At 71.9% G+C, this 20,532-nt stretch carries 22 protein-coding genes; 16 read left to right on the forward strand and 6 right to left on the reverse strand.

Features of this window, described 5'->3' with window-relative positions:
• The first annotated feature begins 103 nt into the window (after positions 1 to 103).
• The gene (locus AB0B90_RS13065) at positions 104 to 754 is read left to right on the forward strand and encodes a nucleotidyltransferase domain-containing protein (protein WP_362922565.1); all 651 of its coding nucleotides are present in this window, start codon (positions 104 to 106) and stop codon (positions 752 to 754) included.
• 79 nt (positions 755 to 833) lie between these two features.
• Here AB0B90_RS13065 and AB0B90_RS13070 read toward each other — a convergent pair whose 3' ends face one another.
• Together AB0B90_RS13070 and AB0B90_RS13075 are read right to left on the reverse strand one after the other, a co-directional pair.
• Positions 834 to 2,015, reverse strand: a complete 1,182-nt coding sequence (locus tag AB0B90_RS13070) for an MBL fold metallo-hydrolase (protein WP_350948420.1) — start codon at positions 2,013 to 2,015, stop codon at positions 834 to 836.
• 272 nt (positions 2,016 to 2,287) lie between these two features.
• Positions 2,288 to 2,584: a thiamine-binding protein gene (locus tag AB0B90_RS13075; protein WP_350948460.1), complete on the reverse strand. Its 297-nt coding sequence runs from the start codon at positions 2,582 to 2,584 to the stop codon at positions 2,288 to 2,290.
• A 114-nt stretch (positions 2,585 to 2,698) separates the two neighbouring features.
• On the opposite strand from AB0B90_RS13075, the gene AB0B90_RS13080 reads away from it, so the two are divergent.
• Genes AB0B90_RS13080 through AB0B90_RS13090 form a run of 3 tightly spaced genes read left to right on the forward strand, consistent with a single transcriptional unit; the run spans position 2,699 to position 4,964 of the window.
• Positions 2,699 to 3,403 (forward strand): endonuclease V, encoded by a 705-nt coding sequence (locus AB0B90_RS13080; protein ID WP_350948419.1) that lies wholly within the window; start codon positions 2,699 to 2,701, stop codon positions 3,401 to 3,403.
• A gap of 2 nt (positions 3,404 to 3,405) precedes the next feature.
• Positions 3,406 to 4,371, forward strand: a complete 966-nt coding sequence (locus AB0B90_RS13085; protein ID WP_362922568.1) for an ankyrin repeat domain-containing protein — start codon at positions 3,406 to 3,408, stop codon at positions 4,369 to 4,371.
• A gap of 47 nt (positions 4,372 to 4,418) precedes the next feature.
• Positions 4,419 to 4,964, forward strand: coding sequence for a hypothetical protein (locus AB0B90_RS13090; RefSeq protein WP_362922570.1), 546 nt, complete (start codon positions 4,419 to 4,421; stop codon positions 4,962 to 4,964).
• Positions 4,965 to 4,977: 13 nt separating this feature from the next.
• On the opposite strand, the gene AB0B90_RS13095 is transcribed toward AB0B90_RS13090, so the two are convergent.
• From AB0B90_RS13095 to AB0B90_RS13105, 3 genes are read right to left on the reverse strand one after another with little or no spacing between them, the layout of a single operon-like run.
• Positions 4,978 to 6,165: a M20 family metallopeptidase gene (locus AB0B90_RS13095; protein ID WP_362922572.1), complete on the reverse strand. Its 1,188-nt coding sequence runs from the start codon at positions 6,163 to 6,165 to the stop codon at positions 4,978 to 4,980.
• The gene (locus AB0B90_RS13100) at positions 6,162 to 7,334 is read right to left on the reverse strand and encodes an amidohydrolase family protein (protein WP_362922574.1); all 1,173 of its coding nucleotides are present in this window, start codon (positions 7,332 to 7,334) and stop codon (positions 6,162 to 6,164) included. Before AB0B90_RS13100 ends, AB0B90_RS13095 begins: the two co-directional genes overlap by 4 nt.
• Positions 7,324 to 8,613 carry a glutamine synthetase family protein gene (locus tag AB0B90_RS13105; protein WP_350948414.1) on the reverse strand — a complete coding sequence of 430 codons (1,290 nt, stop codon included), beginning with the start codon at positions 8,611 to 8,613 and terminating at the stop codon, positions 7,324 to 7,326. Before AB0B90_RS13105 ends, AB0B90_RS13100 begins: the two co-directional genes overlap by 11 nt.
• 101 nt (positions 8,614 to 8,714) lie before the next feature.
• Here AB0B90_RS13105 and AB0B90_RS13110 point away from each other — a divergent pair, with 101 nt between their 5' ends.
• The 11 genes from AB0B90_RS13110 (at position 8,715) to AB0B90_RS13160 (ending at position 18,900) form a co-directional block, all read left to right on the forward strand.
• Positions 8,715 to 8,885: a hypothetical protein gene (locus AB0B90_RS13110; protein ID WP_362922577.1), complete on the forward strand. Its 171-nt coding sequence runs from the start codon at positions 8,715 to 8,717 to the stop codon at positions 8,883 to 8,885.
• 244 nt (positions 8,886 to 9,129) lie between these two features.
• Positions 9,130 to 10,377: an ABC transporter substrate-binding protein gene (locus tag AB0B90_RS13115; RefSeq protein ID WP_362922579.1), complete on the forward strand. Its 1,248-nt coding sequence runs from the start codon at positions 9,130 to 9,132 to the stop codon at positions 10,375 to 10,377.
• Positions 10,374 to 11,219 (forward strand): polysaccharide deacetylase, encoded by an 846-nt coding sequence (locus tag AB0B90_RS13120; protein ID WP_362922581.1) that lies wholly within the window; start codon positions 10,374 to 10,376, stop codon positions 11,217 to 11,219. The genes AB0B90_RS13115 and AB0B90_RS13120 overlap by 4 nt, the downstream gene beginning before the upstream one ends.
• A gap of 28 nt (positions 11,220 to 11,247) precedes the next feature.
• A complete protein-coding gene (locus AB0B90_RS13125) occupies positions 11,248 to 12,837 on the forward strand; it encodes a gamma-glutamyltransferase (protein WP_362922583.1) in 1,590 nt (529 codons plus the stop codon).
• A 71-nt stretch (positions 12,838 to 12,908) separates the two neighbouring features.
• On the forward strand, positions 12,909 to 13,175 hold the full coding sequence (locus AB0B90_RS13130; protein WP_350948409.1) for an SDR family NAD(P)-dependent oxidoreductase: 267 nt from the start codon (positions 12,909 to 12,911) through the stop codon (positions 13,173 to 13,175).
• Positions 13,172 to 13,912 (forward strand): ABC transporter ATP-binding protein, encoded by a 741-nt coding sequence (locus AB0B90_RS13135; protein WP_362906512.1) that lies wholly within the window; start codon positions 13,172 to 13,174, stop codon positions 13,910 to 13,912. The genes AB0B90_RS13130 and AB0B90_RS13135 overlap by 4 nt, the downstream gene beginning before the upstream one ends.
• Positions 13,909 to 14,640: an ABC transporter ATP-binding protein gene (locus tag AB0B90_RS13140; protein ID WP_362922586.1), complete on the forward strand. Its 732-nt coding sequence runs from the start codon at positions 13,909 to 13,911 to the stop codon at positions 14,638 to 14,640. The genes AB0B90_RS13135 and AB0B90_RS13140 overlap by 4 nt, the downstream gene beginning before the upstream one ends.
• A complete protein-coding gene (locus AB0B90_RS13145; protein ID WP_350948406.1) occupies positions 14,627 to 15,502 on the forward strand; it encodes a branched-chain amino acid ABC transporter permease in 876 nt (291 codons plus the stop codon). The genes AB0B90_RS13140 and AB0B90_RS13145 overlap by 14 nt, the downstream gene beginning before the upstream one ends.
• 5 nt (positions 15,503 to 15,507) lie before the next feature.
• Positions 15,508 to 16,506, forward strand: a complete 999-nt coding sequence (locus tag AB0B90_RS13150) for a branched-chain amino acid ABC transporter permease (protein WP_362922841.1) — start codon at positions 15,508 to 15,510, stop codon at positions 16,504 to 16,506.
• Positions 16,503 to 17,828, forward strand: a complete 1,326-nt coding sequence (locus tag AB0B90_RS13155) for an ArgE/DapE family deacylase (protein WP_350948405.1) — start codon at positions 16,503 to 16,505, stop codon at positions 17,826 to 17,828. The genes AB0B90_RS13150 and AB0B90_RS13155 overlap by 4 nt, the downstream gene beginning before the upstream one ends.
• Positions 17,829 to 17,961: 133 nt before the next feature.
• Positions 17,962 to 18,900 (forward strand): MurR/RpiR family transcriptional regulator, encoded by a 939-nt coding sequence (locus AB0B90_RS13160; protein ID WP_350948404.1) that lies wholly within the window; start codon positions 17,962 to 17,964, stop codon positions 18,898 to 18,900.
• Positions 18,901 to 18,958: 58 nt separating this feature from the next.
• On the opposite strand, the gene AB0B90_RS13165 is transcribed toward AB0B90_RS13160, so the two are convergent.
• Positions 18,959 to 19,363: a hypothetical protein gene (locus AB0B90_RS13165; protein WP_350948403.1), complete on the reverse strand. Its 405-nt coding sequence runs from the start codon at positions 19,361 to 19,363 to the stop codon at positions 18,959 to 18,961.
• A gap of 98 nt (positions 19,364 to 19,461) precedes the next feature.
• On the opposite strand from AB0B90_RS13165, the gene AB0B90_RS13170 reads away from it, so the two are divergent.
• A complete protein-coding gene (locus AB0B90_RS13170) occupies positions 19,462 to 20,433 on the forward strand; it encodes a DJ-1/PfpI family protein (RefSeq protein WP_350948402.1) in 972 nt (323 codons plus the stop codon).
• The last annotated feature ends 99 nt before the right edge of the window (positions 20,434 to 20,532 follow it).

The raw sequence follows: 20,532 nt of genomic DNA on the forward strand, positions 1-20,532 counted from the left end.
TCGGCGAACGTCTCCCGGTGAGGTCCCGCCCGGCCGCCTTCCTCCCCGTCCCGCGGGCGAAAACCTGTACCCGAGCCGGGAGCGGCACTGACAGGCTGTGCGGATGGATGAAGGGTACGTCCCGGATCACCTGGTCTTGTCGGTGGTGGTCGGCTCGCGAGCGTACGGGCTGGAGACCGAGGAGTCGGACATCGACCGGCGCGGAGTCTTCGTGGCGCCGACCCGGCTGTTCTGGCGGCTGGCCAAGCCGCCCACGCACGTCGAAGGACCGCTGCCCGAGCAGTTCTCGTGGGAGGTCGAGCGGTTCTGCGCTCTCGCGCTGGAGGCCAACCCGACGATCCTGGAGTGCCTGTGGTCGCCGATGGTCGAGCGCATCACCCCGGCGGGCGAGGAACTGCTCGCCATCCGGGACGCCTTCCTGTCCGAACGCGCCAACCGGACCTTCGTGGGATACGCCGACGCCCAGTTCCGCCGCCTGGACCCCGGGCGTCCCAGGTGGAAGCAGGCGATGCACATGATCCGCCTGCTGCTCAGCGGCCTGCACCTGGCCCGCCACGGCGAGCCGCTGGTGCGGATGGACGCCCACCGCGACCGGCTGCTCGCCGTACGCAGGGGAGAGCTCCCCTGGCAGGAGGTCGAACGCTGGCGCTCCGAGCTGACGGCGAGATTTCGCGGCGGTGGCGTGCTGCCCGCCGAACCCGACCGGCGGCGCGTGGAGGACTACCTCGCGCGCACCAGGCAGGCCGCGCTGTGACGGGTCGTCCCGCCCTGCCGACCGGCCGAGATTCCCGCTGTGGTCGGAGGGCTCACCCGGGTGGCTCCTTCCCGAAGGATCAGAGCCTGGGGTCGGAGCCTCGGGGAGGGGAGTTCGGCACCCGGCCGGGCGTGCGGGACGTCTCGGCGCCGTACGACACCTCCCACCAGCTCTCCAGCATGGGCACCTCGGTGGTGTCGACGCGCTCGCCCGGGCGGGGAACGGTGATGCGGACGTCGCGGGCCTTGGCCTCGCGCCACAGGCGGTCGACCGGCTCGGCCCACGGGTGCGTGGCGAGGGCGAAGGTCGCCCAGTGGACCGGCAGGAGCAGCCCGCCGCCCAGGTCGAGGTGGGCGTTGACCGCCTCCTCGGGATCCATGTGGATGTCGGGCCAGGCGGCGTTGTAGGCGCCGATCGGCATGAGCGTGAGGTCGAACGGGCCGTGCGCGGCGCCGATCCTCGCGTAGCCGTCGAAGTATCCGGAGTCGCCCGCGTAGAAGACCTTCTTCTCTCCGGCCGCGATCACCCAGGAGCCCCACAGGGTGACGTTCCGGTTGAGGGTGCGGCCGGAGAAGTGGCGGGCGGCGGTGGCGACGAACCGCAGACCCGCGACGTCCGCCTCCTCCTCCCAGTCGAGCTCGATGATCCGTGAGGCGGGCACGCCCCACCGCTCCAGATGCGCGCCGATGCCCAGCGGCACCAGGAACGGGGCGGCCTGCAGCGCGGTGAGCCCGCGGACCGTCGCGCGGTCGAGGTGGTCGTAGTGGTCGTGCGAGATGACGATGGCGTCGAGCGGCGGAAGGCCCGCCAGCGGTCCGGGCACCGGGTGCAGACGGCGTGGGCCGACCAGCTGGGAGGGCGAGGCGCGCCTGCTCCACACCGGGTCGACGAGCACGCGGCGCCCCTCGATCTCCAGCAGCGCGGTGGCGTGGCCGTACCAGATGACGCTCAGCCCCGCCGGGGACGGCCCGCCCAGCGGAGAGGTCACCACGGGGACCGGTACGGCCGGGCGGCGCTCCTCGCGGTTGCGCACCATGTTCCGGACGACCTCTCGGGTGCTCTGCGCGGAGGGGACGAATCCTCCGGGCATGGAGTTACGGAAGACGCCGTCGTGGAACTGCGGCGAGCGGCGCATCCGCTCCAGCCGCTCCCCCTCGGCCCTGCCGCCGAGCTCCGCGGGGATGTCCTTCAGCGCCCACCCGGCGGCGGCCAGCGCCAGCCCGCCCGCGAGGAGACGCCCGATCGATCTGCTGCCCGCCATGCGGTTTCACGCTCCTGAAGTCGCCCGTGCCTCAAGAACGATCTCGACTCCGCGGGCATTCCCCTTACGCTCCGGGCGAGCCCGGCCCTCGCGGAATCCGGGAACACCCGGGCGGGAGAGACCGTCCGAGGCACGAAACAGCACCTGACGGCACCCGCGACGGCGTCCACGTCTCCGGCCGCGAAAGGCGTCACGATCTCTTCGAGGAGCGGGCACGCGCCGACCGGCGCGTGGCATCACGAGGTGGACCACCGTCCTCGGGCGCCGGGGCGTTACGGGGCGAGATGCCGTTCGACGGTGGCGACCTTGGTCTCCAGGCGGCCGCCCTGCCCCTCGCGGATGTCCGCCTTGAGGACGAGGCTGACCCGTCCGGCGCGGGCCTCGACCGCCGCGACGGCGTCCCGCACCACGGTCATGACCTCGTCCCACGTCTCGCCCTCGACCGTGGTGAACATGGCGTCGGTCCTGTTGGGCAGGCCGGAGGCCCGGACGACGCGCACCGCCTCGGAGACGAGTTCGCCGACATCCTCCCCCACCCCGATGGGGGTCACGCTGAACGCCACGAGCACCGACATGGACAGTCCCTTCCCCGAATTCCCGCGGTGACGTCACCGGTCACCGAAGAACCCGATGAACAGTACCGAAATATGACGTCATACTATAAAAGTAGCGATCATGGAGTCATGAAGGTACAAATGCCGCGCACTGTCACGGAGGCCGAGGCCATCCAGGACGAGCTCAGGGCACTGCTCGACCTGGCCGGTCCCGGACCCCGCCGGCCCGCGAGGATCGCGGGAGTGGACGTCGCCTACGACAGGGACCGGCTCGCGGCGGCGGTGACCGTCCTGGACGGAACGACACTGGAGATCGTCGAAGAGGTCGCCGTCACCGGCAAGGTGACCTTCGACTACGTCCCCGGACTGCTCGCCTTCCGCGAGGTCCCCGCGCTGCTGGACGCCCTCGCACGGCTGTCCGCACCCCCCGACCTGGTCGTCTGCGACGGATACGGCCTGGCGCACCCGCGCCGCTTCGGTCTCGCCTGCCACCTCGGGGTGCTCACCGGACTGCCCTCGATCGGAGTCGGCAAGACCGCCTTCGTCGGCACCTACCCCGAACCCGCGCCCGAGCGGGGCGCGTGGAGCGACCTGACGCTGGACGGCGACGTCGTCGGCCGCGTGCTGCGCACCCGGGACGGGGTCAAACCCGTCTTCGTCTCCACCGGTCACCGCGTCGACCTCGACACCGCCTGCCACAACGTGCTGAACCTGACGCCCCGCTACCGCCTCCCCGAGACCACCCGCGCCGCCGACCGCCTCTCGCGACGGACCCTCGCCGAGAAGTGTCGTACGGACCTGGTTGGATCCGCTCAGCACAACAAGATGGGATAAAAGTGGGCGAAGACGAATGGGCCGAGGACGTCGACGCGTGGCGTGACACCAACCTGGCGCAGATCCGCCAGCGGCTGGCGGACGGGTTCGACCCCGGCCGACGACTGCCGTGGCTGCGCACGACCCCCCTGCACCAGGCCGCCCAGGAGGGCGCCACCCAGGTGATCGAGCTGCTGCTCGCGTCGGGCGCGGAGGTCGACCCCGTCGACACCGACGGCGCCACCCCGCTGTGGGAGGCCGTCCGCCACGGCTGGGAGGACGCCGTACGAATCCTGCTCGCCGCGGGCGCCGACCCCTGGCGGCCGTGCATCGCGGGCCGCTCCCCCGGCGTCCAGGCCCTCTTCACCGAGATGGCCGACCTGTTCGCCCACCTGCCCGGGGCGCCCAGCGTGAGCCCCCGGTTCCGCGAACTCCAGGACACCGTCGACGCGATGATGTTCTCGTACGAGGACTACAACGAGGAACTGTGCGTGGCCTTCGTCGGCGAGGTGCCCGAGGACGAGGTCATCCGCCGCCTGGGCGTCGCGCCGGAGTCGTGCCCACCGATGGGGATCGGTGAGCTGTGGGGCGCGGAGCAGGCCTCCCCCGTGGAGGTCCTGCGCGTGGCCAGCCCACCGGGGGGAGGAGTTGTGCTCTTCCAGGCCGGTGGCATCCTGCCGGTTCGCGACGAGGTCGGGCGGGCGGTCACCTCGGGCGGCGGGGTGCTGGCCGGGGCGTTCCCGTCCACCAGCCCGTCGGTCGACATCTGGCGGGACGGGTTTCCCGCGGGACGGCCCTCGGTCCACGAGCAGCTCTCCGACGACAGCATGGTCGAGCTGTGGATGTGCCGCTTCGGCGACTGCGGCGCCCACCCCTCCACCGCCACCGAGCGGACCCTCGGCCTGATGACGCTGCTCACCTCCACCTACATCACCGAGGAATGGCTGTGGAACGCCCCGATGAGGCTGGTCCCGGTCATGCTGAGGTGACGGGACCGGGATCGCCGGGAAATGGGTAGAGTCGCACGACGATGAGAATGCACACGATCACCGCCCTGTGGGAAGAGGTCCCCGACGACGCCGACGACCTCGTCGTGGTGAGCGGCGGGTTCCGGATCTATCTGTGCGTGTGCGGCACCCGGCTGCCCGACCGGGCGGCGGCCGAGTCGCACGCCTCGGAGACAGACCAGTGCACCACCTGCCTGGGCACCACCGTCGAGGACATCGTGCCCGGCTTCTCCCAGCCGTGCACCGCCTGCGCCGGAACCGGCCGGCGCACGGTTCAGCTGACCTGGCAGCTCGCCCACCTCGAGGCCGAAAGTGTGATCACCGTCGAGATCGTCCGCGGCCTGATCTCCGGTCTCACCGAGCCGTTCCGGCTCTCGCAGGTGGCCGACCTGGTCCGCGACACCCTTCACCTCCCGGTGGGCCGTCTGCCGGTCGGCCCCCGGGTCCGCGACATCCTGCGCGGACTGGAGGCGAAGGGCGAGCTCGTGCTCGTCTCCGCCCCCGACGAGCTGCTTCGCGGCACCTCGGTCACCCTCTACCGCGACCCCTACTGGGAACACGCCACCGGCGGCTGAGCGCCCCTCGCGACTACGTCGTCTCCGCCGCCGCGAGGTATCCCGCCAGCATGGCCAGCGCGACATCGCGCACCGCGCCGTCGCCGGGCAGGAAGCCGGCGCTGTGCATGCGCACGTCCGTGCCGTCACCGACCCCGACGAACATCATCAGGCCGGGCAGCATGGCGGAGAGGTAGGAGAAGTCGTCGGCGCCGAAGGAGAGCAGCGGCCGCGAGAGCGTGAGGCCGAGGTGGTCCAGATGGGCACCGGCGCGGGTGGCGAGCCCGGGGTCGTTGCGCAGGACCGGCTCGCCCCGGGTGATGCTCACCTTGGCCTCGCAGCCGTGGGCCCGCGCGACCAGGTCCGCGACCTCTTCCAGCCGGGCGTGCACCTGGTCGCGGATGTGCTCGCTCAGCGCCCTGACCGTACCGCCGGCCGTGGCCTCGTCGGGGACGACGTTGGCAGCGCTGCCGGCCGCCAGTGTGGAGACGCCGAGGACCGCCGAGTTGGTCGGGTCGACGTCACGGCTGACCACCTGCTGCAGGGCGACGACGACGTGGGCGAGCGCGAGTACCGGATCCCTGGTCAGGTGCGGGTAGGCGGCGTGCCCGCCGCGGCCCCTGACCACGACCGTGAACTCGTCGGCGGCGGCGTTCACCGTACCCGGGGTGGCCGCGACCTCGCCGCGCGGCAGGGTGGGCTGGACGTGCGCGCCGATGACGGCGGTGATCCGGTGTTCCGCCAGTGCCGGCGACCGGGCGATGTCGTGGGCGCCGGAGGGATAGGTCTCCTCGCGTGGCTGGAGCATCGCGATCAGCGGGGGCGTGCCGACGGTCTCACCGACCGCGTGGCAGAGCGCCACCAGGGCGGCGAGGTGCACGTCGTGCCCGCAGGCGTGCATGCGGCCCGGCCTCGTGGACGCCCAGCCGACGCCGGTCCGTTCGGTGACCGCGAGCGCGTCGAGTTCGGCCCGCACGGCGACCGCCGGCCCTGGACCGCCGACGCGCACCAGCGCGCCCGTACCGGCCACCGCCTCCACCGGGTGTCCCGGCAGCTCGGCCAGGATCAGGTCGCGGGTCGGCCCCTCCTCCCCCGACAGGTCGGGGAGTGCGTGCAGTCGGCGGCGTAGCTCCGTCGCGGCGGGCAGCCGCCGCTCCAGCGCCGACCGGAGCCTGGCCGCGACGGAACCGGCGGCCGGGCCGCGGGCGACAGACTCGATCATTCGGCCGGTTCCAGACCGTAGACGCGCAGGGCGTTGCCGACACCGATCATGGTGGCCACCCGGACCGCCTCCTCCTCGGCCCACTCGCCGGCGTCGACCCACCCGCGCAGTGCCCGGCCGAGTCCGCGGCGGAACAGGTGGGCCCCCAGCATGTGCAGTTCCGCGGGGCCCCAGGCGTCCGACGAGAACAGGATCTTGGCGAACGGCGCGAGTTCCAGTGACTCGGCGATCAGCGCGTCCGACCGGCTGCCGGTGTAGTTGACGCCGAGACCGACGTCGAAGTAGACGTGCGGGAAGACCTGCGCGAGATAACCGGCGTTGCGATGGTAGGGATAGCAGTGCAGCAGCAGGACGTCCACGCCGTGCGGCTCGACGAGCTTCAGCCAGCGGGTGAGCAGCAGCGGGTCGCACATGTGCAGTTCCACGTCGGGGTCCCCGTAACCGGCGTGTAGTTGCAGCGGCAGCCCGCGCTCCACCCCCGCCCAGAGCCCGAAGCGGAGCAGCACCGGGTCGTCCACCCGCCAGTGGCCGCTCTCCTCACCGGCGGACAGCCAGCGGTCCGCCGCGAGGGCGACCTCCCGCTCCCCGGGCGGCGCCGGGTCGAAGGCGAAGCCGTGCCGGTAGGCGACGATGCTCTTGAGACCGACGGCGTCGGCGGTGCGGCGCCGGAGTTCCTCGCGGAACCGGCCCGGCAGCTCCGCGGCCGAGACCCCCGAGGCCGCCACCTGCTCCAGCACCCGCTCGATGCGGACCACCTCGTGCGCGGGCCGCCCCGACGCCTCCGCCATCCCGGCCGGGTCCAGGACGTCGTCGCCCCGGTAACCGGTCTCCAGCAGGAAGCGTCCGATACCGCTGGCGGCCAGCAGCCGCCGGTTCACCTCGGCGGCGCCGAGTTCGGTACGGCGCGCCAGGTAGTCCTCCGGTGCGGCGTGGGCGGGCAGGCCGAGGACCGGCGCGCACCAGCGGCGGATCGCGAAGCCGAGCTGGGAGTCGAACTGGGTCATGAACGCCGGGATCGGCCGGTCGGACTCGGTCACCAGCGTCTCGAACTCACCGCGGCCGAGGTCTCCGGAGGAGGCTCCGTGCACATGGTGGTCGACCAGGGGCAGGGTGGCGAGCACGCTCTCCAGACCGCCGGCCGCGCCCGCCGGGGAGCTCTCAGTAGACATCGGCGACCTTCCGGCAGAGCTCGTGGTCGGGCAGTCCCGCGACGTGGGCCAGTTCGCCCCGGCGCACGGCGAGGAAGGTGTGCAGCAGTTCGTGGGGGAACCAGCCGCGGGCGACCTCGTCGGCCTCCAGCGCGGCGAGCGCCTCGGGCAGGGAACCGGGAAGCGCGGGCTCTCCCGCCAGGTCGGCCTCGGCCGAGCTCTCCGGCCACACCCGGGCGTCCTCGGCACCGGCCAGTCCCGCGAGGCCCGCGCGGATCAGGACACCGAGCACCAGCCACGGGTTGGCGGTGGCGTCCGCGGCCCGATACTCCAGGTGGAGCTGGTCCGCGGGGTCGGCGTTCCCGATCTCGACGGTCGGCGCGATGCGCAGCAGCGCCTCGCGGTTGCGCTCGGCGAGGAAGACCCCGCCGGCGCTCCACCGGTGCGGGGTGAGCCTGAGGTGGGAGCCGACGCTGGGAGCCGTGACGGCCACCACCGCGCCGGCGTGTCGCAGGATCCCGGCCGCGAACCTGGCCGCGGTCGAGGAGAGCCTGCCGGGGGCTTCGGCGTCGAACATCACCGGGGCGCCACCGGCCTCGCGGAGCGAGAAGTGCACATGGACGCCGTTGCCGACGCCCGCGGGGTCGGCCAGCGGGACGAAGGTGACCGGGTGCCCGCGTCTGCGGGCGAGGTCGCGGACGAGTTCGCGCAGCAGGACCGCCCGGTCGGCGGCGACCATGCCGGGGGCGGGACGCAGGGTGATCTCGAACTGGCCGTCCCCGTACTCGGGAAGCCAGCTCTCCGGTTCCAGCCCGGCCTCCTCCAGCAGCGCGACCAGGTCGGTGCCGAACGGCTCGACGCCGCGCAGGCGCTGGAAGGAGAAGGGCGGCGCCTCCGCCTGGCCGCCGAGCATGAACTCGTGCTCGAAGGAGACGTTGATCTCCAGGCCCGCGATCTCCTTCAGGTCCTCCAGCGCGCGGGCGAGGAAGCCACGCGGGCAGCCGGGCCAGGGGCTGCCGTCCAGGCCGACCTGGTCGGCGAGGTAGAGCCGGGTGCCCGGCACCGGGCCGTCGTCCGGCAGGTCGACGGCCGTCGCGGGGTCGGGAAGCAGCCTCAGGTCGCCCACCGAGCCGAAGACGTTGTCGTCGACCAGCTGGCCGAAACAGGTCAGCGCCAGGTTGGCGGGGACCCATCCCACCCCGGTGCGCAACGTCTGCTCCAGCCGCGCCGCCGGGGTCGCCCGGCCGCGCACCTGGGCCGCGAGGTCACAGGTCGCCACGAAGGCGGTCCCTGTCGTCATCGGCTCTCTCCTCCCAGTCCGGTCCGCACCTCGCGTCCCGGCCGCCCTAAGTGAAACATACGATTCACATGTATGGTCAAGGCGACGGAATGAAACTTAGCATGCGTGTTACCCGGCAGCCCGGAAGAACGGCCAGGTCACACGCGTCGCCCCGGCAGGAGACCGCTCCCGCCTCGGTGGCGCACCTGGACGCGTGTGACCCCGGGTCGGCGACCGCCGCCTTCGAGCACGCGCACCCCTTCCCGGCCGGGACGGCCCTGCCGCCGAGCTGATCCACGTTTTACGAGATCAGAGCGGCGGGACGGATCGAGTTTAAGTAACAAATCTTTTACAGCCCTAGTCTTTGCCGCAGTATGCAACGTACGTTTCAATCGTCGAAACTGACAGAACGGTGCAAAGCAGGCATGTCTCGCACGCGTTCGTCCCCTCGTCCAGCAGACGCAGAGAGGCTTCACCGTGGCCCGTTCCCCCTTCCTCCGTCCCCGGACGCCAGTCCGGGCGATCACCGCCGTCGCGGTGACGGGCGCCCTGGCGGCGCTCACCGCGTGCTCCTCGTCCACCTCCACCTCAGCGGCGGAGAACGGCGGTGAGGCCGGCACGAAGGAGATCCAGATCGGCCTGCTCGCCCCACTGACCGGAGCTCTGGCATCCGACGGCCTGGGCATGAAGCAGGGGGCCGAGCTCGCCGTCAAGCAGCTCAACGCGGCCGGCGGCGTCAACGGATACACGTTCAAGCTCAAGGTCGCGGACGTGCAGAGCCAGTCCAACGACGCGGTGACCAAGGGCGTGCAGACCCTCACCGACGACGAGTCGGTGAAGGCGGTCGTCACCGGCTACGCCTCCACGTCCAACTTCGAGATCGACGAGTTCGCCGCGGCGGAGAAGGTCTACCTGATCGGCGGCAACACCGCGCAGACCCAGGAGATCATCGAGAAGGACCCGGCGAAGTACCCCACCGTCTGGTCGATCACCCCCAACTACGACGCCTACGGCACCGAGCCGGTCGACCTGGCCGAGTCCTGGGCCGAGCAGGGGCTGTGGAAGCCGCGCGGCAAGTCCGCGTTCATCGTCCGCTCCGACAACCCCTACAGCGAGAGCATCGCCGACGGCCTGGTCAAGCAGTTCGAGGCCAAGGGCTGGACCATCGCCGGCCAGGAGAAGGTGCCGTTCGGCACGGTCAACGACTGGGGCACGGTCCTCGGGAAGATCCGCTCCGCCGACCCCGACTTCATCGTCAACACCGACTACCAGGTCTCCAACGAGGCCAGCTTCCTGCAGCAGTTCCTGCAGAAGCCCACCAACTCCCTGCTCTTCATGCAGTACGGCCCCAACCAGCCCCAGTTCTTCGAGCTGACCAAGCAGCAGGCCGAGGGTGTGCTGTTCAACAACCTCGCGGGCATGGTGCCCTCACCCGACTACGCGCCGGCCGCGCAGTTGCAGAAGGACTGGAAGGCCGAGTACGGGACCGACGACGTCGACCCGCAGGGCGTGATGACGTACGTGGAGACCATGATCTACGCCGACGCGCTGCGCGAGGTCGGTGACCCCGACGACGCACTGGCGATCGGCGCCGCCATCGGCAAGAGCGACAGCGAGCGGGCCTCCGGGCGGATCGCGTTCGACCAGGCCACCCACCTGGCCAAGCAGGGCGACGACTACGTGCCGCTGCAGTCCTTCCAGTTCCAGGACGAGAAGCGGACGCTGATCGCCCCGGAGAAGTACAAGTCGGGCTCCTTCCGGCTCCCGCCGTGGATGAAGAAGTGACCTCGGCCCCCCTGGCGCTGCCTCCGGGCAGGCGGATGGCCGTGGCGCTCACCTTCGACTTCGACGCCCACTCCCCCTGGATGGGCACCCTGGGCCGCACCTCGCCGTCCTACCTGTCGCGTGGCGACTTCGGCGCCGAGCAGGGGGTGCCCCGGCTGCTGGAACTGCTCGGCCGCAACGACCTGCCGGCGACCTGGGCCACCCCCGGCCACGACCTGGTGACCTTCCCGCACCGCATCGAGCAGATCCTGGCGGCCGGGCACGAGATCGCCGCGCACGGCTGCTACCACGAGGTCGTGCCCGATCTGGGGCCCGACGAGGAGCGCCGGCTCATGGAGGTCGCGCTGCGCCAGCACGAGCAGGTCGTCGGGCGCCGCCCCCGTGGCTACCGCTCGCCCGCCTGGGACTTCTCCGAGAGCACGCTGGGCCTGCTGGAGGAGTTCGACTTCGACTGGGACAGCTCGCTGATGGGCCGGGAGTTCGAGCCCTACCGGCCCCGGCGGGTCACGGTGAACTACGAGTCGGCCAGCGAGTTCGGCCCGGAGAGCCGGATCGTGGAGATCCCCGTGTCGTGGTATCTCGACGACTGGCCCTCGGTGGAGTACGTCGCCGGGGTCTCCCCGCTGGGTTCCCACCGTGACATGGAAGACCGCTGGAACACCATCTTCGACTACGCCCACCAGCGGGTGCCCGGTGCGGTCTACGTGCTCACCATGCACCCGCAGACCATCGGCCGAGCCCACCACCTGCTCGTCCTGGAGGCGCTGATCGACCGGATGCTGGCGACGGGCGACGTCTGGTTCGCGACGCTGAGCGAGATCGCCGATGCCTGGCAGGGCTGAGCCCGGACCCGCCCGGGGAGCCGGCGGGATGGTCACCGCGCCCGACCCGAGGGCGGCGCGCGCGGGGGCGTCGATGCTGCGCGCCGGCGGCAGCGCCGTGGACGCGGCGGTCGCCACCGCCTTCGCCACCGGAGTGGTCGAGCCCTACATGAGCGGACTCGGCGGCGGCGCGTGGCTGGTGGTGCGCGAGCCGGACACCCCGGCCGCGACCGTCGTGTGCGGCCCGATCCGGGCCCCGGGCCTCGCGCACCCGCGGATGTTCCCGCCGGCGCCGTCCGCGACCGGCACCGGCCTGTACAACTGGCCGGCCGTGCGCGACGACGCGAACATCGTCGGCCCGCTGTCGGTGGGCGTCCCCGGAGCGGTCGCCGCCCTGTGCCGGGCGCACGCCAGGTTCGGCCGTCTGCCGCTGCCCCAGGTGCTCGCCCCGGCGATCGAACTGGCCGAGGCCGGACACGAGACCAACTGGTTCGCCTCCTCGGCGATCTGCGCCGAGGCCCGGACGCTGCGGGCCTTCCCCTCCTCCGCCGACCTCTTCCTGCCCGACGGCCTGCCGTTGCGCGGCCCGTCCCAGGGGCCGGGCGACCCGCTCGTCCAACCCCGGCTGGCCCGGGTGCTCCGTGAGATCGGCGCCGGCGGCGCCGACGCGTTCTACCTGGGCCGGGCCGCCCACGCGATCGCCACGACGGTCACCGAGGCCGGCGGGCTGCTGACGGCGGAGGACTTCGCCGGGTACACCGTCGACGAGTCCGAGGTCCTTCCCGTCGAGATCGGCCCGATACGGCTGTACGGCCCGCACGCCACCGGGGTGATCTCGGTGATCGAGGCGCTGCAACTGGTCGAGGCCGCCCGGCGGCGCGGGCTGGATCCGGGGGCCCGGCTGTGGGCACGGGTGCTGTCCCACGCGTTCGAGGACCGGCTGCGCGAGGTCACCACCTCCTGGGAGGGTCCCGCGCCCTGGGCCCGGCTCGCCTCCCCCGAGTACGCCGACGAGACGGTGGCCCGCTGGATCGCGGGCCGGAACCAGCCACCCGCGCCTCCCGGCGGCTCCGCCAGGGCGGGATGCACCTCGCACATGTCGGCGGTCGACGACCAGGGCATGACGGTCTCGCTCACCCAGACGGTGCTCGACCTGTTCGGCTCCCGCATGGTGGAGCCGGAGACCGGCATCGTGCTGAACGACGGGATGATGTACTTCGACCCCCGTCCCGGCCGGGTGACCAGTGTCGCTCCGGGCGCGGCCGGGCTCAGCGCGGTCAGTCCCGTCGTACTGACCGGCCCCGGGAACGCCGAGGCGACGTTCGGCGCCTCGGGCGGGCGGCGGATCATCTCCGCCGTCGCCCAGATCGCCGCCCGCTGGCGTGACGGCGCGGACCTCCAGGAGGCGATCTCGGCGCCGAGGATCCACGCCGAGGGCGACCGCGTCTGGCTGGATCCGCGCGACGCGGGGGCCTCGGCCGACCTCTCCGCCGCCGGGTTCGACGTCCTCGTCGTCGCCGAGGAGCCCACCACCTGGCACTTCGCCCGCCCCAACGGCATCGCGCGGCGCGGCGGCGGGGCCTGGTCCCCCGGCGTCGACCGGATGAAGCCGTACGGGGTGGGTCTGCCCGGCGGATGAGACAGGCCCGCCGAGCCGGCCACCCGGCCCACCGACACCACGATTACCAGCGGATTGAGGGAGATATCGCGATGGCGAGCACTCTGACCGGGCGACGGGCCCTGGTCACAGGCGCGGCGGGCGGGATCGGCGCGGCCATCGCGCACCGCCTGCGCGCGGAGGGGGCGCAGGTCATGATCGCAGACGTCGACGTGGAACGCGGCACGCGTACCGCCGCGGAGCCGCCGGGGAACGGTAACGCCCCGGACGCCTCGTTCGTCAGCGGCGTGCTGCTCCCGGTCGACGGCGGTTTCCTCGCCCAGGGTGACTGGCGCGGACCGGGGCGGGCCGCGTCGTGAACGCTCAGGTCATCCTCGCCGCGCACGAGGTCGGCAAGTCGTTCGGCAGCCTGCGGGCCGTCGACGGCGTCTCGATGTCGGTGAGGCGCGACGAGGTCTTCGGCCTGGCCGGCCCCAACGGCGCGGGCAAGAGCACGCTGTTCAACCTGCTCACCGGCATCCCGATCCGCCCCGACTCCGGAAAGGTGATCTTCGACGGCCACGAGATCCAGAACCGCTCGCCGCGCTGGATCGCCAAGGCCGGTCTCAAGCGCACCTTCCAGACCGAGGCCGTCTTCGAGTCGCTGAGCGTGCTGGAGAACGTCCGCATCGGTTCGGCGTACGGCGGCGCGGGCAAGGCCAGGCGCTGGTCCCCCGCCCGGTGCCGGGAGGCGCTGGACGCGGTGGAACTCGGCGGCGACCCGAACCGCCCGGCCGACGGACTCTCGCTGATCGACCGCAAGCGCCTGATGATCGCCGGCGCGCTGGTCAGCGGCCCTTCGGTGCTGCTGCTCGACGAGCCCGCGGCCGGCCTCGACCCGGCCGACCAGGACGCGCTGATCCGGCTGCTGGCCGGTGTGCGCGGCACGGGCGTCACCATGGTGATCATCGAGCACGTGCTCTCGGTGCTGGAGGCGCTCGCCGACCGGATGGCGGTCCTCGACAGCGGCCGGATCATCGTGACCGGCCGGCCCGCCGAGGTGCTGTCCGACCCGAGGGTCGTCGAAGCCTACCTGGGACCGGGGGCCGCGCGATGAGCGATCTGCTGACCGTGCAGAACCTCACCGCCGGCTACGGCCAGGCGAAGGTGTTGCGCGGCATCTCGCTGCGCGTCGGGGAGAACGAGGCGGTCGGGCTGCTGGGGCCGAACGGCCACGGCAAGACCACACTGCTGCGCTGCGTCTCCAACCTGCACCGGGCCACCTCCGGCACGATCGCCTTCGCCGGACGCGACACCAGGGGCGAGTCCCCCGGCAGCCTGGTCAGGCGCGGGCTCGTCCACGTGCCGCAGGGCTCACGGCTGTTCCCGCAGCTCACCGTGGAGGAGGCGCTGCGGCTATCCGCGTCCTCCAGCGGGCACTCCTCGACCTGGCGGGACGGGATCGACCGGGTGTTCTCCGTCTTTCCCAAGCTCAAGGAACGGCGCCGGCAACTCACCGGCACGCTCAGCGGCGGGGAACGCCAGATGGCCAGCCTCGGCATGGGCCTGATGGCCCGGCCCACGCTGCTGATCCTCGACGAACCCACGCTGGGCCTGTCACCCAAGGTCAAGCACGAACTGAGCGAGTGCATCGTGCGGGTCCGGGCCGAGGTCTCGTCGGTCGTCCTGATCGACGGCGACATGGACCTGGTGCTCGACCTGACCGACCGCTACCACGTCGTCCTGCACGGCGACGTGGTGGACAGCGGCGCCTCGGACGGCAGCCGCAGCCGCGACGAGATGATGTCGCTCTTCCTGGGAGGGACCGCCGATGGACGGCATTAGTGTCATCGTGACGAGCACGCTCGTCCTCGGCGGCCTCTACATGCTCATGGCGGCGGGGCTGACGCTGATCTGGTCCACGCTGCGGGTCTTCAACTTCGGGCACGGCGCGCTGATGATGTTCGGCGCCTACCTGACCTGGACGCTGCTGGACTCGACCGGGCTACCGGTCGCGGTGGCGCTGCTCGGCGCCGTGGCGGCGATGGCGCTGATCGGACTGGCCTACGAGTTCCTGCTGGTCAGCCCGTTCATCCGGCGGCCAGGAGGCGACATGCTGGTGATGGTCGCCACACTGGCGGCCACGATGCTGCTGCAGAGCGGCGCCCAGCTGATCTGGGGTCCGGAGATCAAGCAGCTCCCGCCGTTCGGCGGCGCGCGCGTCGAGGTCGCCGGGGCGGTCGCCCAGGGCAGCCAGCTCGTCACGATCCTGCTCGCCCCGCTGCTGGTGGGCCTGCTCGCCCTGGTGCTCAAACGCACCGGCATCGGGCTGACCGTACGGGCGCTGGAACAGAACCGCGAGCACGCCCAGCTGCTCGGCATCGCACCGCGCCGGGTCTACGTCTTCGTGGTCGTGGTCGCGATCGGCCTGGCCACCGTGGCCGGGGCGCTGCTCGGCAGCATGCAGTTCATCTCCCCGGGCATGGGCGGCGACCCGCTGCTGCGGGCCTTCGTGGTGCTCGCCTTCGGCGGGGCCGGCAGCCTGGCGGGCACCATCGCCGGCGCGTACGCCATCGGCCTGCTCGAAGCCGTCACCACCTACTACTTCGGGCTCTCCTGGAGCCCGGTCCTGGTCTTCCTCGCGATGATCGTGATCATGCTGGTCAAACCCGAGGGACTGCTGCGGACCAAGGTGAGGAGCGCGTGAACGCCATGACCAACCTGCGCTCCTGGGCCGGCTGGCCGGTCTACGCGGCGGTCCTGGTGGCCCTGCCGATGGTCTTCACCGACCCGCACTCCCGGCTGCTGCTCATCCTCTTCACGATGTACGGCGTGCTCGCCATGAGCTGGAACCTCACCCTCGGTTTCGCCGGCATCTTCAACTTCGCCCAGATCGGGTTCTTCGGCATCGGCGCCTACACCACGGGCATCCTGGCCACCCGCACCGGCATCGACCCGTGGCTCGCCCTGCCGATCTCGGGAGTGTCGGCCCTGATCGCCTCGCTGGTGGCGTTCCTGCCGGTGCTGCGGCTGCGCGGCATCTACGTGGGCCTGGCCACGTACGTCTTCTCCCAGCTCTGCATCTACCTGGTGCTCGGGCAGGCGGGTCTGACCGGTGGATCCAACGGCATCGTCGGCATCCCCCGGCTCAGCCTGGGCGACGTCAACCTGCGGGCCGACGGCCGGATCGGCTACTACTTCCTCGGCGCCGCACTGCTGTTCGCGGTCACCGTGCTGGTCCGGGTGCTGACCCGCTCGACCCTGGGCATGTCGCTGCTGGCACTGCGCGACAACGAGGCACTCGCCACCAGCCGGGGCGTCTCCCGGGTGCGCCAGCACCTGATCGTCTTCATGGTCGGCGCGGCCGTGGCCGGGGTGGCGGGCAGCTTCAACGCCTTCCTCAACGGCGTGGTCAGCACCGACGTCTTCGGCTTCGGCTACCTGACCCTGCTGCTCAGCATGATCTTCCTGGGCGGCAGCGGCAGCGTCTACGGGCCGATCGCCGGCGCCGTGGTCGTCACCCTCGTCTCCGACGTGCTGCAGGACGCCGGGGCCTGGCGCGACATGGCGATCGCCATGCTGATCCTCGTGGTGCTCTGGATCGCCCCCAAGGGCCTGGCCGGCATCACGAACTCCGTCCTCGCCTCGCTCCGGCGGCCCCGTAGGCCCGCTTCCGAACCACTTCCCACCACCTCGAAGGAGACCGCATGACCGCCGAACACGACGTGACCCGCCGGGTGCTGGAGCAGGTCGACCTGCTCGCCGAGCGGATGGTCTCCAGCCTGGCCGACGCGATCGCCATCCCCAGCGTGAACCCGCGCTACCCCGGCCAGGAGTACGACAAGATCGTCGGGGCGGAGGGCGACGTGAGCGCGCTGCTCGGCGACCTGTACGCCGAGGCCGGGGCCGAGGTCACCAAGGTCACCGTGGAGCGGGGCCGCGACAACGCCTGCGGTGTCGTCTCCGGCGCCGGTGGCGGCCGGTCGCTGCTGCTCAACGGGCACGTCGACGTGGTCCCGCCGGGCCGCCTCGACCGGTGGCGCGGCGACCCGTTCCGTGCCCAGGTCACCGACGACGCGGTGATCGGGCGCGGCGCGACGGACATGAAGGGCGGTCTGGTCGCCGCGGCCTACGCGGCCCTCGCGCTGCGCGGGGCCGGCGTGCGCCTCGCCGGTGACCTGGTCCTGCAGGGCGTCGTCGGCGAGGAGGTCGGCGACCACGAGGCCGGCACCACCGCGGTGCTGGAGGCCGGGTTCGGCGCGGACGCGGCCATCGTCTGCGAGCCGTCCGGACAGGCCGGCACCCTGCCCGCGTCGGTGCCGGTGACGCCGGGCCTGCTCTGGTTCAGCGTCTCCCTGGAGGGCAAGACCGCGCACTCCGGGCTGCGGGGCATGACCGTGCACCCGACGCTGGAGGGCGACGCGCTCGGCGTCAACACCGTCGACAAGTTCTGGGTGGTCTACCAGGCGTTGCGCGCCCTGGAGGACGACTGGGCCCGGCACAACCGGCACCCGCTCTTCCCGCCCGGCTACTTCAACCTGCTGCCCGGTGTGCTGCGGGCCAACCCCTCGGGCATCCTGGTGCCCTTCTTCCTCGCCGACGAGCTGGTCGTGGAGTACTGCGTCTACCACCACCCCGACCGGTCCAACGAGGAGGTCATGGCCGAGATCGAGTCCCGGGTGATGGACGCCTGCCGCACCGACCCGTGGCTGCGCGAGCACCCGCCGGTGTTCGAGTGGAAGCTGCTCTGGCCGCCGTACTCGCTGCCCGACGACGCCCCGCTGAGCGCGGCACTGGTCGGCGCGCACACCACGGCGACCGGCGGGCAGCCGCCGCTCACCACCGGCTTCATGGGCGTGTGCGACCTGACCTGGATGGACCGCAAGGGCATCGGCGGCCTGGTGTACGGCCCCGGTGTCGGGTACACCGCGCACGCGGAGAACGAGTACGTGGAGATCGCCCAGTTGGTGCAGTCGGCGAAGACCTACGCGCTGACCGCGATCGACTGGTGCGGGCTCGCGGATGAGCGGTGAGCGGTGAGCGGTAGCCGGCCCCGGGCGGTCGGTGCGCGACCCGGGGGCGACGTTCTCATTTCGCACGGTTCGTGGCATGATCCCTACCTGCCGACGTGCCGCGCGAGCCGGCGGCCGTTTCGGAGGAGGCACCATGTCCGGCACCCCTGAGCCGCGCACCGTCGCGGCCCAGCTCCGCGATGTGCTGCCCAAGCTGCCCCGTGCGGAGCAGCGGGTCGCCCGCACCCTGCTCGCCGGCTACCCGACCGCCGGCCTGGAGCCGCTGGCGACCGTCGCGAGCCAGGCCCAGACCAGTCCGGCCACCGTGCTGCGGCTGGCCTACCGGCTGGGTTTCGAGGGCTATCCGGAGTTGCAGCAGGCGCTCAAGCGTGAGACCCAGCAGCGCTACTCCTCTCCCCTGGCCCAGTACGGCAGCGCCGAGGAGGACACCGGCCGGGTGCTGAGCCGGTCCCGCCGGGTGCTGCTGGACGCCACCGCCATGACCTTCGACCAGCTTCCCGAAGGGGAGCTGGTCAAGGCCGCGGAACTGCTCGCCGACCCCGGCCGCCGCATCTCGGCGGCCGGGGGCCGGTTCAGCACCATCCTGGCCCAGTACCTCATCGCCCACCTGCACCAGTTGCGGCCCAACGCGACCTACATCACCGGGTCCACCGCCGACCACGCCGCCCACCTGCTCGACATGGGCCGCCGCGACGTGCTGGTGCTCTTCGACTACCGGCGCTACCAGCGCGAGACGATCGCCTTCGCCCGCGCCGCGGCGGCGCGCAACGTGAAGATCGTGCTGCTGACCGACCCGTGGCTGTCGCCCGCCGCCGCGGTGGCGGACGTCGTGCTGCCCGCCCAGGTCCGCTCGCCCTCGCCGTTCGACTCGCTGACCCCGGCGGTGGCGCTGCTCGAAACGCTGGTCGCCGCCGTGGTCGAGCAGCTCGGCGAGGCGGGCAGGAGCCGGGTGGCCGAGTACGACCAGATGGCCGACGACGTGTTACGCGAGGGCGACGGGCCGCTTCCCCCGGCCGAGCCCGGCGCCGGGCCACCCCGCAGGACCCGGACGTCCGCGGAAACCCCGTCCTGACGGTGCCGACACCTCACCGCGCGCCTCGGTGATCTCCTCGGACACCGGCCGCGAGATCTCAGGACACGCAACCCGCGTACTCGTCGAGGCGCCGGAACATGACGGCCAGCATCAGCGGGAACATCGCCACGTGGGCGATCGTCATGAGCGACCCGCCGTCGATGAGCCCCAGCCAGAGCAGCGGGAAGAGCGGTACGACGGGGACGAACATGGCGGCGCACATCTCCAGGGTGGAGGCCCAGCCGTGGCCCCGGTAACGCATCCAGGCGGCCATGCCGACGGACATGTCGAACGCCATCAACAGGTAGGCGAGTTCGGGCTGCCGGTCGTGGGAGAAGCCGAGCCCCACCGCGGACAGGAGCATTCCGAGAACGACCATTCCGACGAACATCGCGATGATCATCTCAACGTAGTGCCAGGCGAAGCGGCCCCATCGGCGGGCGGGCGGTGCTGTCTGTGTCATGGCCCAACTCTGTCGCCGCACCGATCACGCACCAAGGAAGGCGGTCGAACAGGTCCGGAAATCTGGGACTCCTGTCCGTTCTGGCATAGGGTCCCCTCATGGTCGAACGCCGTGTCGCCGTCATCGGGTACGACGCGGCGGAGTTGCTCGACATCGCCTGTGTGACCACGACCCTGGAGAACGCGAACCTGCAGGGTGCCGCTCCCGTCTACCGCGTGCGCCTGGCCACTCCCGGGGGAAGTCCCATCACCTGCGGTACCGGCCTGACACTCCAGGCCCAGGAAGCGCTCGAACGGATCGCCGGGCCACTCGACACGCTCGTCGTGTCGGGAGGCATCGGACACGAGGCGGCGGCCGGCAACCGGTCGATCCTCGCTCATGTCCGTCGCCTGGCGCGGGAGAGCCGCCGCGTCGCGTCGGTGTGCACGGGCGCCGCCGTGCTGGCCGCCGCGGGCCTGCTCGACGGGCGGCGCGCCACCACCCACTGGCAGTCGGCGAAGGCCCTCGCCGCCCGTCACCCGAAGGTCGCCGTCGACCCCGCCCCGATCTTCGTTCGTGACGGTAACACCTACACGGCGGCCGGGGTCACCAGCGCCCTGGACCTCACCCTCGCCTTCGTCGAGGAGGATCACGGCGCCGAGCTGGCGCGGCGAGTGGCACGCGGTCTGGTGACCTACCTTCAGCGTCCGGGTGACCAGGCACAGATGAGCATGTTCACCGCCTCGCCCTCGCCCGAGAACAGCCTGGTCAGACAGGTTGCCGAGTACGTCACGACACACCTGGGCGCCGACCTGACCACGGTCGCGCTGGCGCACGGCGCGGGGGTGAGCGAGCGGCATCTGACCAGGCTGTTCCTGGAACATCTCGGCCAGACACCGGGGCGGTTCGTGCGGCAGGCCCGCACCGAGGCCGCCGCGTACCTCCTGACCTCGACCTCTCTGCCGATGACCGGCGTGGCGATCCGCTGTGGGTTCGGGACGACCGAGACCCTGCGTCAGGCGTTCGTCGACCGGTACGGGGTTCCGCCCTCGCGATACCGGTCCACGGCGACATCCACCACACGGTCCTGACGCGCTCCAAACGCGGGCGGCCGTTCCCCATGTGGCGGCGGAGTGGCGTCCGCGCAGGTGAGAGCGCTCCAGCTGGTCCGCTCTCGTACGCGTATCAGC

The organism is Streptosporangium sp. NPDC049078, from assembly GCF_040648855.1.
Lineage (GTDB): Bacteria > Actinomycetota > Actinomycetes > Streptosporangiales > Streptosporangiaceae > Streptosporangium.